The organism is Roseateles albus, assembly GCF_028595345.1.
GTDB lineage: Bacteria > Pseudomonadota > Gammaproteobacteria > Burkholderiales > Burkholderiaceae_C > Paucibacter_A > Paucibacter_A albus.
The window spans coordinates 74,201-89,175 of the sequence record NZ_JAQQXT010000019.1 but is presented as its reverse complement, the minus strand read 5'-3'; the positions used below and the strand labels follow the sequence as shown (position 1 = coordinate 89,175).

At 64.3% G+C, this 14,975-nt stretch carries 15 protein-coding genes; 4 read left to right on the top strand and 11 right to left on the bottom strand.

The annotated features are described in order from the left end of the window. Nucleotides 1–14: 14 nt before the first annotated feature. From PRZ03_RS22295 to PRZ03_RS22280, 4 genes are all read left to right on the top strand, one after another. Entirely contained in the window at nt 15–125 is a 111-nt protein-coding gene (locus PRZ03_RS22295) for a transposase (protein WP_273602328.1), read from the top strand. Between the two features lie 267 nt (nt 126–392). Beyond that, on the top strand, nt 393–815 hold the full coding sequence (locus tag PRZ03_RS22290) for an SRPBCC family protein (protein ID WP_273602326.1): 423 nt from the start codon (nt 393–395) through the stop codon (nt 813–815). A 78-nt stretch (nt 816–893) separates the two neighbouring features. Then, nucleotides 894–1,295 (top strand): VOC family protein, encoded by a 402-nt coding sequence (locus PRZ03_RS22285; RefSeq protein ID WP_273602325.1) that lies wholly within the window; start codon nt 894–896, stop codon nt 1,293–1,295. A 206-nt stretch (nt 1,296–1,501) separates the two neighbouring features. Continuing rightward, nucleotides 1,502–2,980, top strand: a complete 1,479-nt coding sequence (locus PRZ03_RS22280; RefSeq protein ID WP_273602324.1) for an alpha/beta hydrolase — start codon at nt 1,502–1,504, stop codon at nt 2,978–2,980. A 2-nt stretch (nt 2,981–2,982) separates the two neighbouring features. Here the strand turns inward: PRZ03_RS22280 and PRZ03_RS22275 are convergent, their stop codons facing one another. From PRZ03_RS22275 to PRZ03_RS22225, 11 genes are read right to left on the bottom strand one after another with little or no spacing between them, the layout of a single operon-like run. Next, nucleotides 2,983–4,434 (bottom strand): efflux transporter outer membrane subunit, encoded by a 1,452-nt coding sequence (locus PRZ03_RS22275; protein WP_273602323.1) that lies wholly within the window; start codon nt 4,432–4,434, stop codon nt 2,983–2,985. A gap of 57 nt (nt 4,435–4,491) precedes the next feature. Then, nucleotides 4,492–5,931, bottom strand: coding sequence for a basic amino acid/polyamine antiporter (locus tag PRZ03_RS22270; protein ID WP_273602322.1), 1,440 nt, complete (start codon nt 5,929–5,931; stop codon nt 4,492–4,494). Then, complete coding sequence (locus tag PRZ03_RS22265; RefSeq protein WP_273602321.1) at nt 5,928–7,637, bottom strand: complex I subunit 5 family protein; 1,710 nt, start codon at nt 7,635–7,637, stop codon at nt 5,928–5,930. The genes PRZ03_RS22270 and PRZ03_RS22265 overlap by 4 nt, the downstream gene beginning before the upstream one ends. Next, nucleotides 7,637–7,972: an NADH-quinone oxidoreductase subunit K gene (locus PRZ03_RS22260; protein ID WP_263534300.1), complete on the bottom strand. Its 336-nt coding sequence runs from the start codon at nt 7,970–7,972 to the stop codon at nt 7,637–7,639. The genes PRZ03_RS22265 and PRZ03_RS22260 overlap by 1 nt, the downstream gene beginning before the upstream one ends. Beyond that, nucleotides 7,969–8,907, bottom strand: coding sequence for a hydrogenase subunit MbhD domain-containing protein (locus PRZ03_RS22255; RefSeq protein WP_273602320.1), 939 nt, complete (start codon nt 8,905–8,907; stop codon nt 7,969–7,971). The genes PRZ03_RS22260 and PRZ03_RS22255 overlap by 4 nt, the downstream gene beginning before the upstream one ends. Next, nucleotides 8,904–9,242, bottom strand: a complete 339-nt coding sequence (locus PRZ03_RS22250) for a cation:proton antiporter (RefSeq protein ID WP_273602319.1) — start codon at nt 9,240–9,242, stop codon at nt 8,904–8,906. The genes PRZ03_RS22255 and PRZ03_RS22250 overlap by 4 nt, the downstream gene beginning before the upstream one ends. After that, on the bottom strand, nt 9,239–9,535 hold the full coding sequence (locus PRZ03_RS22245; RefSeq protein ID WP_273602318.1) for a monovalent cation/H+ antiporter complex subunit F: 297 nt from the start codon (nt 9,533–9,535) through the stop codon (nt 9,239–9,241). The genes PRZ03_RS22250 and PRZ03_RS22245 overlap by 4 nt, the downstream gene beginning before the upstream one ends. Beyond that, the gene (locus PRZ03_RS22240) at nt 9,528–10,043 is read right to left on the bottom strand and encodes a Na+/H+ antiporter subunit E (protein ID WP_273602317.1); all 516 of its coding nucleotides are present in this window, start codon (nt 10,041–10,043) and stop codon (nt 9,528–9,530) included. Before PRZ03_RS22240 ends, PRZ03_RS22245 begins: the two co-directional genes overlap by 8 nt. Beyond that, on the bottom strand, nt 10,040–10,666 hold the full coding sequence (locus tag PRZ03_RS22235; RefSeq protein WP_273602316.1) for a hypothetical protein: 627 nt from the start codon (nt 10,664–10,666) through the stop codon (nt 10,040–10,042). Before PRZ03_RS22235 ends, PRZ03_RS22240 begins: the two co-directional genes overlap by 4 nt. Nucleotides 10,667–10,681: 15 nt before the next feature. Continuing rightward, nucleotides 10,682–13,765, bottom strand: a complete 3,084-nt coding sequence (locus tag PRZ03_RS22230) for an efflux RND transporter permease subunit (RefSeq protein ID WP_273602315.1) — start codon at nt 13,763–13,765, stop codon at nt 10,682–10,684. After that, nucleotides 13,762–14,883 carry an efflux RND transporter periplasmic adaptor subunit gene (locus tag PRZ03_RS22225; RefSeq protein WP_273602314.1) on the bottom strand — a complete coding sequence of 374 codons (1,122 nt, stop codon included), beginning with the start codon at nt 14,881–14,883 and terminating at the stop codon, nt 13,762–13,764. The genes PRZ03_RS22230 and PRZ03_RS22225 overlap by 4 nt, the downstream gene beginning before the upstream one ends. Between the last annotated feature and the right edge of the window lie 92 nt (nt 14,884–14,975).

Below are 14,975 nucleotides of genomic sequence, written 5' to 3'. Positions count from 1 at the left end.
CCCGGGGTCGCCAGTTGTACAGCCAACGCCTCGGCACCGTGGAGCCCGTATTTGCCAACCTGCGCCACAACAAGCGATTGACCCGGCTGAATCACCGCGGGCAGGCCAAGGTCACGGCGCAGTAGAGCCTGTACTGCATGGTGCACAACATCGAGAAGCTATCGAAGGCGGGCTTCGGGCAAATCGGGATTCAATAGCCCGGCTGGCAAGCGGCACAATCGGCTTCAGACGCCAAAATTTCGGCTTACACAGACAAATTCATCGATGAGTCCTGAAATGCGAACTCGAAAACTAACACGCACATCCAGCGGTGGTTGTGAATGCGCAGTTTGGGTTTTTGGACAGCCTCGTTAGGCCTCGCAAATCAACGCCGTCTCCGTACACAGCCTCTAATGCAAGTCGAACACCACATCACCATCAGTGCGTCAGCCAGCTCAGTGTTCAGGATCTACGAGGACGTCGCGAACTGGCACACCTGGGACCCAGACACAAAGCAAGCTTCGCTTGAGGGGCCGTTCGCCGTCGGCAGCAAGGGCCGGCTCACACCCACCAAGGGCAGCACGGTTCCGATGGTTCTGACCAAGGTAGAGCCTGGTCGCTGCTTCACGGTGGAGTCCAAGATTCCGCTGTTTCGCATGCTCTTCGAGCATGAGCTTGTCTGTGTTCCAGGGGCAACTGAGGTGGTCCACCGGGTCACATTCTCGGGGCCTCTTTCTCTGCTTCTGGGGCCCATCCTGTCGAAGCAGCTGAACGTTGGTCTTCCAGTTACGCTCAGCAGGCTCAAGGCTCTCGCGGAGGCGCGCAGTGCGGTTTAACCACCAGTCTCTCGAGTGGCCTTCCGCCACCTGGCTGCGGCCCCTCAGCTCGAACCTTAGGCATCTCATGGAGGATCTATGACTAACCAAGTTGAGATGATTGGCCAGATCGCCATCACCGTGAGCGATGTCGAGGCATCCGTTGCTTACTACCGGGATGTCCTCGGCCTGAAGTTCTTGTTCAATGCTGGGCCAGGTTTGGCCTTTCTATCTGACGGATCGATTCGAATCATGCTCACCACACCACAAGGGTCTGGGGCAATTGGAGCCAATTCAATTCTCTATTTCAAAACGACCGATATAGAGAGTACCCATGCCGCAATAGTTGCCCGTGGTTCAGTTTCTGAAAGGCCGCCACAGTTCGTCTCAAAAATGCCCGATCATGATTTATGGCTGGGCTTCCTCCGCGACCCTGATGGCAATTTGGTCGGCCTCATGGAAGAGAAGCGTTCTGGCTCAGATGCGAGGACAGTCGCTTAGCTCAAACGTTGAGTCACCGGTGGAGCGCCTCGTCTGCTGCCCGGGTGCTCTATTTCTTTGCGAGGGAGGCGTGCCTTTTAGCCGCGCCGGCAGGCCACTAACAGCGAACTAACAGCCAACTAACAGCCCATACAATCGGCTTCTAGCAGCGGGCAAACAGTCAGCTTCCACTGCTGCTCATGCCGCTGCGCGGGGAGATCAATACGATGGTGTCGAAGGCTCTTGGCTTGTTGAAGTGGAGTGTGGTGATCGCTCTGGTGGGCGGTATCACGCTGCTGGCGGTGCGCGCTTTTGATGCGCAGCGCGGGCCTGATCTGGAGCTTTGGCATACCTTTGTGCCGCATGAGTTGTCGGCGGCCGAGTTGGATAAGGCCGATTGGAAGCAGTTCCTGGCGGCGGAGGCGCAGGCCTTTGCCGAGGTGCGCAGCGAGGTGACCGACAAGCTTGGCCCTGAGGCTCGTATCGAGAGCAATCGCTATGACGCCAACAGCCCTATCTACCCCGGCAAATTCGCCACCGACTGGAATCGCTCCTATGTGATGCAGCCCGAAGGCAAACCGGTCGGCGCGGTGGTGTTGCTGCATGGCCTGACTGACTCGCCTTACAGCTTGCGGCATATCGCGCGGCGCTACCAGGAGGCGGGCTTTGTTGCGGTGGCCGCGCGCATGCCCGGGCATGGCACGGTGCCGGGTGGCTTGACCACGGTTGAGTGGGAGCAGTGGACGGCGGCAACGCGGCTGTCAGTGCGCGAGGCGCAGCGCCTGGTGGGGCCGGGTGCACCCTTGCACGTGATCGGTTTTTCCAATGGCGGCGCGCTGGCGATGAAGTATGCGCTGGAGGCGCTGGGCGACAAGTCGCTGGCGCGGCCTGACCGCATCGTGCTGATCGCGCCGATGATTGGCATCACCGCGATGGCGCGCTTTGCCGGTGTGATGGGCTGGCCGGCGCTGTTGCCGCGCTTTGCCAAGGCGGCTTGGCTGGGGCTGGTGCCCGAGTTCAACCCCTTCAAGTACAACTCCTTCCCGGTCAATGGCGCGCGCCAGTCTTCGCTGGTGGCCAACCGCTTGCAGCAAGAAATCAATGCCGCAGTGGCCGATGGCAAGATGGCTCAGATCGCGCCGGTTCAGACCTTCCAGTCGGTGGTTGATTTCACCGTCAGCACGCGCGCGATTGTGGATGCGCTCTATGTCAATTTGCCGGCCAATGGCAGCGAGCTGGTCTTGTTCGATGTGAACCGCAATACCAAGATCGGTGCATTGATGCGAGCCAATACAGATACCGTGGTGACGCGCCTATTGCCGGCCGCGCCGCGCAAGTTCAGGGCCACCATCATCACCAACGAGAGCCCCCGCCATGCCGAGGTGGTAGAGCGCGTCACCGAGGCTGGCGCCACGACTGAGCAAGTTCGACCCTTGGGCCTGCTCTATCCGCGCCAGGTGTTCTCGCTCTCGCATCTGGCGCTGACCTTTCCGATGAACGATTCGCTCTACGGCTTGCAGCCCGATGAGCCCGAGGAATATGGCGTCAATCTGGGCTCGATGGCGACGCGCGGTGAGCGCGGCACCTTGATCGTCAGCTTGGATTCGCTGTCACGGATGTCGGCCAACCCCTTCTTCCCCTATCTGATCGAGCGGATCGCGGAAGGCTTCAAGGGGAAGGGCGAGGGCAAGGCCGAGGGTAAGTAAGCCTATTGGGCCGGCTTGGCCTTGGCGTTGACCAGGCCCTGCGGCTTGGGCGCCAGAGCCACCGCGCTGTCGACCCAGCCGCCGCCCATCGCGCTGTAGACATTGACGATTTGCGCATAGCGTGCGGCCTGCAGGCCGACCGAGGACAACTCGGCGGCGAACAACTCGTTCTCGGCCACCAGCACTTCGAGGTAGCCGCTGACGCCCTTGTCAAAACGCAGGTTCGACAGGCGTGCGAATTCGCGCAAGGCGACGACTCGCTCGCGTTGCAGATCGAATTCTTGCTGGCGCTTTTGAGAGCCGCTGAGCGCGTCATTGGTCTCGCGGAAGGCGTTCAGCACCGTCTGCTGATAGCCGGCCAGCGCGGCGCGTTCGCCGGCTTCGGCCGAGGCGACCTGACCCTCGATGCCGCCAAAGGTGAACACCGGGCCGGTCAGGCTGGCCGCCAGCAGGCCGGCGCCGGCCGGGCCGCTGAGCAAATTGCCGAAGGCGGTGCTGGTGCTGGCCAGGGCCGCGCTGATCGACAGGTTCGGGTAGTAGAGCGCGCGGGCGGCGCCGATATTGGCGTTGGCCGCGATCAGGTTTTGCTCGGCCTGCATGATGTCGGGCCGGCGCAGCAAGAGCGTGGACGGTAGATCGGCCGGGATCAGCGGCGCCATCAGCTGGTCGATCGACTTGCCGCGCGCAATCGGCCCGGGGCTGCGGCCAAGCAGAATCGAAATCATATTCTCCTGCGCGAGGATGGCCTGCTCAAGCCCGGGAATCGCGGCGCGCGCCTGCTGCACCTGCGAGCGCACCTGCGACACCTCGGTCATCGCGACGACACCGGCCTTGAAGCGCAGATCGAAGACCCGCATCGTGGCCTCGAAATTGCGCAGCGTGGCCTGTGCGATCTCCAACTGGCGGTCCAAGGCGCGCAGGGCGATATAGCTGGTCGCTACCCCTGACACCAGCGACAGCACGACGCCGCGCTGGCCCTGCTCGCTGGCATAAACCTGCGCTTGAGCGGCTTCATTCAGGCGCCGCACGCGGCCGAACAGGTCGGTCTGCCAGGAGGCGCCGAGCGACACCTTGTAGAGCGAGAAATAGCGGTCGGCACCGGGTGGCAGCGGCGGCATCGCGACGGCGCTGGCATGCGAGCGGCTGGCGTCGCCGCCATAGCCTATCTGTGGATAGAGTTGCGAGCCGGTGGCGGTCAGCGCGCCGATGAACTGGTCAACGCGGGCGGCGGCCACGCGCAGATCGCGGTTGTCGCGCAGCGCGGTTTCCACCAGCTCGTTCAGTACCGGGTCACCGAACTGTTCCCACCATTTGAGATTGGCCACATCGGCCGCCTTCGGGTAGTCGATGCGCCAGGCTTGCGGGGCTTCGACCTTGGGGCGCACATAGTCGGGGCCGACCGTGCAACCGGCCAGGCCGGCGGCCAGCAATGCGGTGAACAGAGGCAGTTTCATATTGTCGTTTCCTTCGGGGGATGCGGTCGTGCGGTTTTGTGTGGGCGAGCCGCTGAGCTAAATCGTCAGCGCGCCGGATAGCAGTGCGTACAGACCCGCGCTGGCTGCCAGGCAGAGCGTGCCAAAGACAAACTTTTCTGCCGGGGTGAATACATGCAGGCCCTGCTCGCGCCGGGCATAAAAATACAGCCAGCTGCCCGGCGCATAGAGCAGCGCGGCCAGCAGCAAAAATTTGGCGCCGCCGGCGATCAGCATCGCGGCGGCGTAGAGCGCCGCGAGAGCGGCCACCCAGGCGTCACGGCGCCGCCCGGGCTCGTCCGGCGCATAAGCCTCGCCACTGCGGGCAAGCTTGAAGCCGTAGGCGGCCACCAGCAAATAGGGCAGCAGCGTCATCGCGCTGGTCATCTTCAGCGCCACGGTGAAGGCATGCTCGGCGAACCAGGTGACCAGCAAAAAGAGTTGAATCACCAGATTGGTCAGCCACAGCGCCACATAGGGCACGCCGTTCTTGTTCTCGCGCGCCAGCCGCTTGGGCATGGTGTCGTTCTTGGCCGCCGAATGCAGGACTTCGGCCGCGAGCAGCGACCAAGACAGGTAATTGCCGGCAATCGAGATCAGCAGCCCGATGCTGACGAAGACGCGGCCCCAGGGGCCAACGATGGCCTCCATCACCCCGGCCATGGATGGCGTCGCCAATGCGGCCAAATCGGGCCGCAACAAGATGCCGTAGGAGAACACTGTCACCAGCACCAGCAGGCAGAGCACGCCCAGAAAACCCAGCACGGTGGCGATGCCGACATCATTGCGATCCTTCGCATAGCGAGAGTAGACGCTGGCGCCTTCGATGCCGACGAAGACAAACACCGTCACCAGCATGGTCTGGCGCACCTGGCTTGCCACGCTGGACAGGCTGCCGCTTGTGCCTGCGTCGCCGCCCCAGAAATTCAGCGCGAATACATCCGCATTGAAGCCCGCGATGACGACCCAGACAAAAATCGCGATCGGCACCAGCTTGGCCACCGTCGCAATGGTGTTCAGCGCGGCCGCCTCCTTGACGCCGCGCAGCACCAGCAGGTGCACGGCCCAGACGATCAGACTGGCGCTGAGGATGGCCAGCGGCGTCGAGCCGTCGCCGAACGCCGTCCAAAACTGGCCCAAGGTTGCCTTGATCAGAATCAGGCAGGCTACATCGGCCAAGCAGCAGGCGATCCAGTAACCAAAGGCGGACGAGAAGCCTAGATAGTTGCCGAAGCCGGCCTTGGCGTAGGCATAGATGCCGGCGTCGAGTTCGGGCTTGCGGCGCGACAGGTTCTGGAACACAAAGGCCAGCATCAGCATGCCGGAGCCGGCGATGGCCCAGGCAATCAAGGCGCCTAAGGCCCCGGTCGAGCGGGCGAAGGCCGCCGGCAGCGTGAAGATGCCGGCGCCAATCATGGAGCCGACGACCAGCGCGATCAAGGCGCCGCGCGACAGCTGGCGATCTTGTGGCTCGCTCAACGCGCCACCTCGCGGATCATCAGCCAGCCGAACAGCGCGGCCAGACCCAGCATCGCCAGGCTGGCGGTCGTCCAGCGGCGCAGCCAGGCATCAAAACCTTCGAAACCCCGGCCCAAGGGTGCCAGCAAGGTCTGGCCGGCAAAACCCCAGGCCAGCAGCGCGCCGGCCGCAAACACCAGCAAGGTATTGCCCAATTCTTTGGGCGCCAGCGGGTTCTTGATCAAGTCGGCCGGCAACTCAGCGGCCAAGGGCCCGACCAGCGTCAGGCCGGCCAGCGAGAGCGAGCACAAGGCCAGCGACAGCGCCGCCAACTCGGACAGCCGCGACACTTTTTTCACGAGGATCAAGGGTGTAGCCGGGCGGCGCAAGGCCCGGCTCAAGATCAGCACCACATAGCCGGCGGTGAATGCCGCTCCCCCTTGCAAGACCAGCGTCCACCACCATTGGCCCGAACCGTCGGCGGCGTCCAGCAGCAGCTTCTTGGCCAGATAGGCGCCGCTGGGCACAACGCCCATCAAGGCCAGGCCGGACAAGGCGAGGGTGAGCACGGTCAGCGGCAAGGCGCGGGCGAGGCCGGCCAGATCATGGATGCGGTCATGGCCGAGCGCGGCGTAGATCAAACCAGCCGCCATGAACATGCCGGCCTTGGCTGTGGCATGTGAGATCGCCTGCAAGAGCCCGCCGGTCAGCACCGCGCCATGCACCAGCATGCCGGTGGCCGCGTCGAAAGCGAGCGGGAACATCAGGAATAGATAGCCGATCTGCGCGATGGTGGAATAGGCGACCAGCAGCTTCAGCCTTTGCTGGCGCAGCGCCACCAGGCTGCCGACGACGATGGCCGACGCGCCCAGCGCGGCCAAGACTTGGGCAGAGGGCAGGGTGATCACCGCCGGCATCACGTCAAACCACAGGCGCACGACCAGGAACCAGGAACCCTTGACGACCAGGGCCGACAGCACCGCGCTGGCCGCAGCCGGCGCGCCGGCATGTGCGGGCGGCAGCCAGATGTGCAGCGGGAACAGCGCGGTCTTGGCCAAGAGGCCAACCGTCATCAAGGCGGCTGCGGCCCAGGCAATCGGCTCCGGCCTAACAGTCTGGCCCAGCAGCGTGATATCGAGCGTACCGTAGCCGCCGTAGATCAGCACCGCGCCCAAGAGATACAGCACCGAGCCGGCCAGCGCGAAGAGCAAATAGCGCAGCGCGGCGCGCAGCGTCTCGGCCTTGCCGTCCAGGCAGACCAGCGGCACGCCGGCAAAGGTCAGCAACTCCAGCGCGACATAAAGCGTGAACAGATCGCCGCTGACGAAGACCAGATTGAGCGAGCCCCAGATCGCCATCAAGAGCAGCCAGAAGATCAGCGGCGCGCGCTTCTCTGCGGCCCCCGAGGGCAGGCCAAAGTCCGCCCGCGCATACAGGGCAATGCCGCAGATCACCACGCTAACGGCCAAGATCATGGCGACCGAGATGCCGTCGGCACGCAGCGCAATGCCCAGGGGTGGCGACCAGCCGCCGAGCAGATAGACCAGCGGCGCGCCGCTCTCCAGCCAGCTCAGCAGAATCGCTACCGCGCAGCCCAGGCCCGCGAGCAGGGTCAGCGAGGCCACGCGCTGCGCATGGCGCCCGCCCAGGAGCAGGCCGATCAGCACGCCCGTAAATGGCCCCAACACGGCCAACACCAGCAAGTAGCCTCCCAGCGTCGTCGCCATCAGTTCAACCCGTCCTTGTGTTGGGGCGGCGGCTCATTGGCGAGCGTGACCGAGCCGCTGGCATCGAACAAGCGCAGCAGCAGCGCGACGGCCAGCGCGGTGGCCGCAAAGGCCACGACGATGCCGGTGATCAGCAAGGCCTGCGGGACCGGGTCGCCCCCAAAGCCGGCGCCGGCACCACGCCGTGCGATCGCCCCAAAGAGCAAGAACACGCCGCTGCCGATGATGTTGAAGGCGAGGATCTTGCGCAGCGGATGTGGGTTGACGATCAGGCCGTAGACGCCGATACCGATCAAGAGCGCGGCGCAGAGGCCGAACAAAGTGGCCGCATTCATGTCTCATCCCTTTGCGCCGCGCCGAGCAGCATCAAGGCCAGGATCAGGGTCAAGGTCGGCATCAGCGCAAACTCGATCACCAGGATCAGCGGCTTGGCCGAGCCGACCGGGTAAGCCAGAAAGGCGCCCGCCGAGGCAGCGCCCAGCACGCCGACGCCGATGAAGATCAAGGGCCCGGCCACCAAGAGCGCGCGCAGCCAGCGCCGGCTGATCGGTGGCGCATCGGCCAAGCCCGCCATCAAGACCAGCAGCCACATCGCCGCCATCAGTGTGGCGCCTTGGAATTTGCCGCCGGGATGGTCGGCGCCGATCCAGAAAATATAGGCACCGATCACCAAGCCCAGCGGCGGCAGCAGGCGCGCGGCATAGGCCAGCAGACCGTTGGGCTCGGCGCTTTGCCGCAGACCCGGCCGGCCGCCCCAGTATTCGTCCGGCGTCAAGGACCACACGCCGATCAGGGCGAACAGCAGCACGATCGCTTCCAGCAGCGTGTCCATCGCCCGAAAGCCCAAGAGCACGGCGGTGATGGGGTTGCCGACTTCGGTCGCGCCCATTTTGGCGGCGACCTCGGCCGCCAACGAAGGGGCAGGGTCGGGCAGGGCCAGCACGCCCAAAGCCAGCGCAAGGGTGAGCCCGATCGAAACAAGCAAGGCGAGCCCGCGCGGAGCGGCCGAGGCGCTTTCCGCCCGGGCAGCAGCCTCGGTGTGGCGCAGGCGCTTGGCCGCGTTGATCAGCAGCGCGCCGGTCAGGCCGCCGCCTATCGCTGCTTCGGTCAGCGCGACATCAATGCCGTGCAACTGCACCCACACCAGGGTCAAGAGCAGGCCATAGGCGATGAAGCCGGCCACCGCTGCGAAGGCGCCGCGCGACACGACCGTCCAAACGGCCAAGCCCAGCAGCAGCGCCACCAGCATCAGGTTCAGCACGTCCATCATGGCCGCCGGGCCTCGTCGTTGCTGGCCTCTTTGGCCTCTTTGCCCTCTTTCTTCAGGCTGCGGTGCAGGCCATTAGCGATCAGTTGGGAGACGGTGGCGCTGGACAGCAGCATCAGCAGCCAGATGCAAAAGAGCTTGAGCATGGCCGCGACGCCGTCCACTTGCGGCATCAGCCCCAGGGCGACCAAGCCCAAGCCCAGGTTGTCGGCCTTGGTCAGCGCGTGCAGGCGAGTCAATGAATCGGGGAAACGCAGCAAACCGACGGTGCCGGCGAGAAAGAAGAACAAGCCAGCCGTCACGGCCAGCACGGTGAAAACGTCGAGGGCGGCTCTCATGGCCGGTCCTCGTGTTGACCGGGCGGCTGATCCTCTTGGGCCGCCGAGGACTGGGCCTTGACGAAGGCAAATCCGGCAAAGGCCGCCAGCAAGGCCAGGGTCAGGGCAACATCCAGGGTGGCGCTCTCGGCGCTGGCCACGCCCAGCAAGAGCAGTGCCGCCACACCGCCGGTGCCCAGCAGTTGCGCGGCCATCAAGCGCTCTGCGTCGCCCGGCCCGCGCATCACGCGCAACATGCCCAGTGCCACGGTTAGCACCACAAAGGCGGCGGCGGCCAGCAAGAATTCAGCCATGTGCTTGGCCTTCGACAAAGGCGCGCGCCAGCAGACGCTGTTCGGCGCACAGTTGTTCGACCACCGGCTGGTCGGTGTCCAGGCAGTGATAGAGCAGGCCGCCATCGCAATCGGCCACCGGCAGGGTGCCCGGCATCAAGCTGGTGATGGAGGCAAAGGTGTTGCGCGCCAGCCCGGGGGCGAAGCTCATCGGGCATTCCACCAAGCCGGGCTTGAGCGGCATGCTCGGCGCAAAAGCGCGCCGGGCCACATCCCAGCCGCCGCGCACCGATTCCCACAGGAAATGCGGCAGCAGCCGCAGCAGCGCGCCCAAGCGGATGCCGCCGGCGGCCGGCGGCAAGAGATAGATGCTGAGCCAGCTTGCGGCCCCAGCGCTGAGTGCGCCCAGAATCAAATCGGCAGGCTTGGCGCTGGGCAAAAGCAGCAGCCAAAAGCCGTAATAGACCAAGCCGCGAGCCAGCGCGGCGCTTGCTTTGGACGCAGGGGCTGGCGGCGCGAGCTGGTTCATGCGAGCCCCGCCTCCATGGCTTTGCCCTCGCCGATGGGCTCACTCTTGAGCTGCACCTGGATGCGACTGATGCGGTCAAACAGCCGAGCTTCGGCCAGCATGGGCCACCATTCGTGCAAGAAAATCTCGGCGGGGCGCCACAGCGCCACCCAGCCGCCAATCACCAGACTTTCCTTCAGTAAAGTCGCGTAGCCAATATGCTTGAAATGGGTGTAGGCAGCTTCGCCGAGCACCATCATCAAGGCCATAAAAACCAGACCGATCAGCAAGCTGATGCGCCCGGTGCGCAGCAGTTGGCGCACCTTCTTGCGGGTTGTGACGGCACGCCGGGCAAAGTAGTCGTGAATCGCGCCGCGCAGCATTTGAGCGTCATCTGCATCGCCGGACCGTTGACCCAGATGTACGAGCAGCGACAGGGTTTGCGCGGGGGGCAGTTCGCGGGCCCAGTCCACGATGTAGTCGGCCGCCTTGGGGTCCAGGTCGCGCTTATGGAAGGGCGCCGGGTCCATGGAATTGAACAGTTGGCGCGTGTCGCCCAGGTAGAGCTCCAGCGTGTTGCCACCCTGGCCACCGCCGGGCGGCAGGGCTTGGGGCTCAACAGACTTCAAGGCTTCGGCACTCATAGGCTCTCAAGAGGCTTACTTCAAAGCCGGCTGGCTGGTCGGCGCAGCGATGGCCGACTTTTCATTGCCGAACACCGCCACATAGACCACCGGCAGCAGCACCAGCGTCAACAGCGTCGCCACCAAGAGCCCGCCCATAATCGCAAAAGCCATCGGACCCCAAAACACGGTCGGTGCGATCGGGATCAAGCCCAGCACGGTTGAAGCCGCCGCCAGCATCATCGGCCGGAAGCGCCCGGTGGCCGAGGCCATCACGGCTTCCAGCACGCCCTTGCCCTCGGCCCTGTCGGTCTCGATCTGCACGATCAAAATCACCGCGTTCTTGGCAATCATGCCGATCAAGGCCAGCACGCCGAGGATGGCCACAAAGCCCAGCGGTCGGTTAAAGGCCAGCAGCGCCATCACCACACCGATCAGACCCAGCGGCATGATGGCCACCACCATCGCCAGGCGCCTGAAGCTCACCAGCATGATCATCATGATGAAGAGCATCAGGCCAATCATCAGCGGCACGACCGCAAACACCGATTGGCTGGAGGTCTTGCTTTCTTCATACATGCCGCCGGTCACGACCTGGTACTGCGCGGGCAGTTTGGCCGAAAACTCAGCGATCTTCGGCGCCAGGCTCGTCACCACGTCATCCGGGCTGCCGCCGGGCATCACGTCGGCCCGCACGGTCAGCGTTGGCAGGCGATCGCGGCGCCAGACCAAGGGGAACTCCTGCTCTTCGCTCAGCGTGGCGAACTGGCTCAGCGGCACCATGCGCCCGCTCGGCGTAGGCACTTGCAGCGAGCGCAAGGTGTCAAACGATGCGCGCTCGCTGTCGACGGCGCGTGCCATCACATTGACCGTGTAGATGTCGTCGCGCACCTGCGTCACCGTGGTGCCGGTGACGGCGGCGTTCAGCACATTGCCGATGGCCGCCGAGCTGATGCCGAGTTGGCGTGCCTGGTCTTGGTTGACCGTCACGTGCAATTGCCGCGCCGGTTCCATCCAGTCGAAGTTGATATGGCGGGTGCGTTGATCAGAGCCGATGATTTGCGCTAACTCCAAGGACAGGCGGCGTACCTCGTCTTTGTCCGGCCCGGTCAGCCGGTATTGCAACGGCCAGCCAACCGGCGGGCCCAGCTCCAGCGGCGAGACGCGCGCGATCACCTCGGGGAACTGCTCGGCCAAGACCTTGTCCAGCTTGGTGCGCAGGCGTTCGCGTGCTTCGAGGTCCTTGGTGACGATCACAAACTGGCCAAAGAAGGGGTCGGCCAGCTGCACATTCAGGGTCAGGATGAAACGGATCGCGCCGCGCCCGACATAGCTGCTGTAATGGTCAACGTCCGGGTCGCCTTTCAGCACTTCTTCCAGGCGTTTGACCTGCGTCTCGGTCGCGTAGATCGAGGAGTTCTGGCGCAGCGTCATGTCCACGGTCAGCTCGGGTCTATCAGACGCCGGGAAGAATTGTTGCGGCACCAGTCGCAGCAGGAACAGCGAGAGCACGAAGGCGCCCAACGTCAGGCCTATGGTCAGCCACTTCATGCGGATGGCGCCGGCCAGGAAGGCGCTGTAGCCATCCATCAGCTTGCTCGGCTTGGCCTCGGCTTCGACAGCTTCCCCCGCTTTAGGCGGCTTCAGCAGCGCCTTGCCAATCAGCGGAGCGAACAGCACCGCCACCAGCCAGGACGCGATCAGCGCGATGCCGACCACCGAGAAGATCGAGAAGGTGTACTCGCCGGCCGAGCTTTGCGCAAAGCCGATGGGCACAAAGCTGGCGATCGTCACCAGGGTGCCGATCAACATCGGCGCGGCCAAAGTGCGGTAGGCAAAGGTGGCGGCCTGGTCCGGCGTGTCGCCGGCGCCAAGGCGGCGAATCATTGCGTCCACCGTCGTCATCGCGTCGTCCACCAACAGCGCCAGCGCAATGATCAAGGCGCCAAGCGAGATCCGGTGCAGGTCGATATGCAGGATGCCCATGACGGCAAACACGATCGCCAGCGTGAAGGGAATGGCCAGCGCCACCACCGTACCTGGGCGCATACCCAAACTGACAAAGCTGCAGACCAGAATGATCACAATCGCCTGCCACAGCGAGGTCATGAAGTCACTGATCGCCACGTCCACCGACACGGCCTGGTCGGCCACCAGCGTCGACTCGATGCCATGCGGCAAATTGCTGCTGATCGCAGTCATTTCGGTGCGAATATTCTTGCCCAAGGTCAGGATGTCGCCGGCATCGCGCATCGAGATCGCCAAGCCAATGGCGGGCTTGCCATTGACGCGGAACATCGGCTGCGGTGGGTCGACAAAACCGCGCCTCACCTTGGCAATGTCGCCCAGGCGGAAGATGCGTTCACCGGCGACGATATTGACCGCCTCGATATCGGCCTCGGAGTCAAACGCGCCGCTGACGCGCAGGAAGACGCGCTCTTTTTCGGTCTGTATCGTGCCCGAGGGGCGCACCATATTCTGTGCCTGCAAGGTCGCCAGAATGCTGCTGATATTCAGGCGCAGGCCGGCCAGCTTTTCGGCCGAGAACTCGATGAAGATCTGTTCGTCTTGTGCGCCCAGCACTTCGATCTTGGAGACATCGGGCACATGCAGCAGGCGCGAGCGAGCGTCCTCGACATGGTCGCGCAGCTCACGGAAGTTGAAGCCATCGGCGGTGAAGGCGTAGATGATGCCGAAGGTGTCGCCGAAGTCGTCGTTGAAGAAGGGTCCGGCGGTGCCGGCAGGCAGGGTGTGGCGAATATCGCCGATGTTCTTGCGCACCTGGTACCAGACATCCGCAATCGCGGCCGGCGGCGTTGACTGCTTCAGGTCAACGAAAATGGTCGTCTGACCGGCCGTCGTGTAGGAGCGAATGCGGTCCAGATGATTGGTCTCTTGCAGCTTGCGCTCCAAGCGCTCGGTCAGCTGCTTGAGCGTTTCATCGACGGTGGCGCCCGGCCAGCCTGCGCCTATCACCATGGTGCGAATGGTGATGGCCGGGTCTTCGCCGCGCCCCAGGCGCAGGAACGCAAAGGTGCCGGCAATGACGGACACCAGCATGATGAAGATGACCAGCGAGCGCTTGGACAGCGCCCACTCGGAGAGATTCGGCCCGATCACGATTTGGTCTCGAGCAAGCGGACCTTCTGGCCCGGACGCAAAGCTTGTACGCCTGCGGTGACGATGATGTCGCCGGCGCTCAAGCCGCTGGCCACCTGGACGGTGCTGGCGTCCGAGCTGCGTACCGTGATCGTGCGCAGCGACACCGTGTTGGCTTTGGGCTCGACCACCCAGACGGCGGCTTTGCCTTCGGCACGCACCAAGGCGGCCGACGGAATCTGCACGCCCGCGACTGCGTCGAGCTGAATGCGGCCGGTGACGGTGCTGCCCAGGCGCATGGCTGCCGGCGGGTCAATCAAACGCACGCGCACGGCGAAGGTGCCGGTGACGGCGTCGGCGCGCGGTGCCACTTCGCGCACCTTGCCATTGGCGGTGATCTTGGGGTCATTGCTCATGCTGACCGTGATCTGCGGGCTCTTGGGCATCACGTCCTTGGTCTGGCCGGGCACGTCGAAGACCGCGTCGCGCGCACCCTCGCGCGCGACCTGGATGATCATGCGGCCGGCCGAAACGATCTCGCCCGGCTGCGGCCCACGCGCGGTCACCACGCCGGATACGTCGGACACCAGGCGGGTATAGCTGAGGCGGTTTTGGGCCAAATTGACCTGTGCTTGCGCGGCTTCAATCTGCGCCTCGGCGGTCTTCAAGAGCGCCTCGGCCTGATCGAACTGTGCGCGCGAGACGGCGCTTTCGGCGACCAGATCGCGCATGCGCACATGGTTGTTGCGGGCCTCGACCAATTGCGCGCGTGCGGCGGCCTGCTGGGCGCGTGCCGCTTGCAGGCCGCTCTCTTCGTTTTGCGGGTCCAGGCGCGCAATCAGCTGACCGGGGCGCACGCTGTCGCCGATGTCCACGGTGCGCTCGATCATGCGGCCGTCGACGCGGAAGGATTGGTTGATCTCGGTCTGCGCCTGCACCGTGCCGGTGAAGGCCACCGTGCCGCTGCTGGCCAACTTGTCTATCGTCATCACGCGGGCCGGGCGGATCTCGGGCGGCGGCGCTTCAGTCGTGCGATTGCAGGCGCTCAGGGCGGCCAGCGCAATCAGGGACATCAGGGCGGTGCCAACCCTGAGCGAAGGGCGGCGCGGGGCACGCAGAGTGATGAAGTTATCAGACACGGGGCGGTTCCGATCAAGGCTGCGGTTAGTTTGCACGCCGCATGGCGACAAATAAGGAATTACTCAATGGACCAAGGATCCAGGGCTCAAAA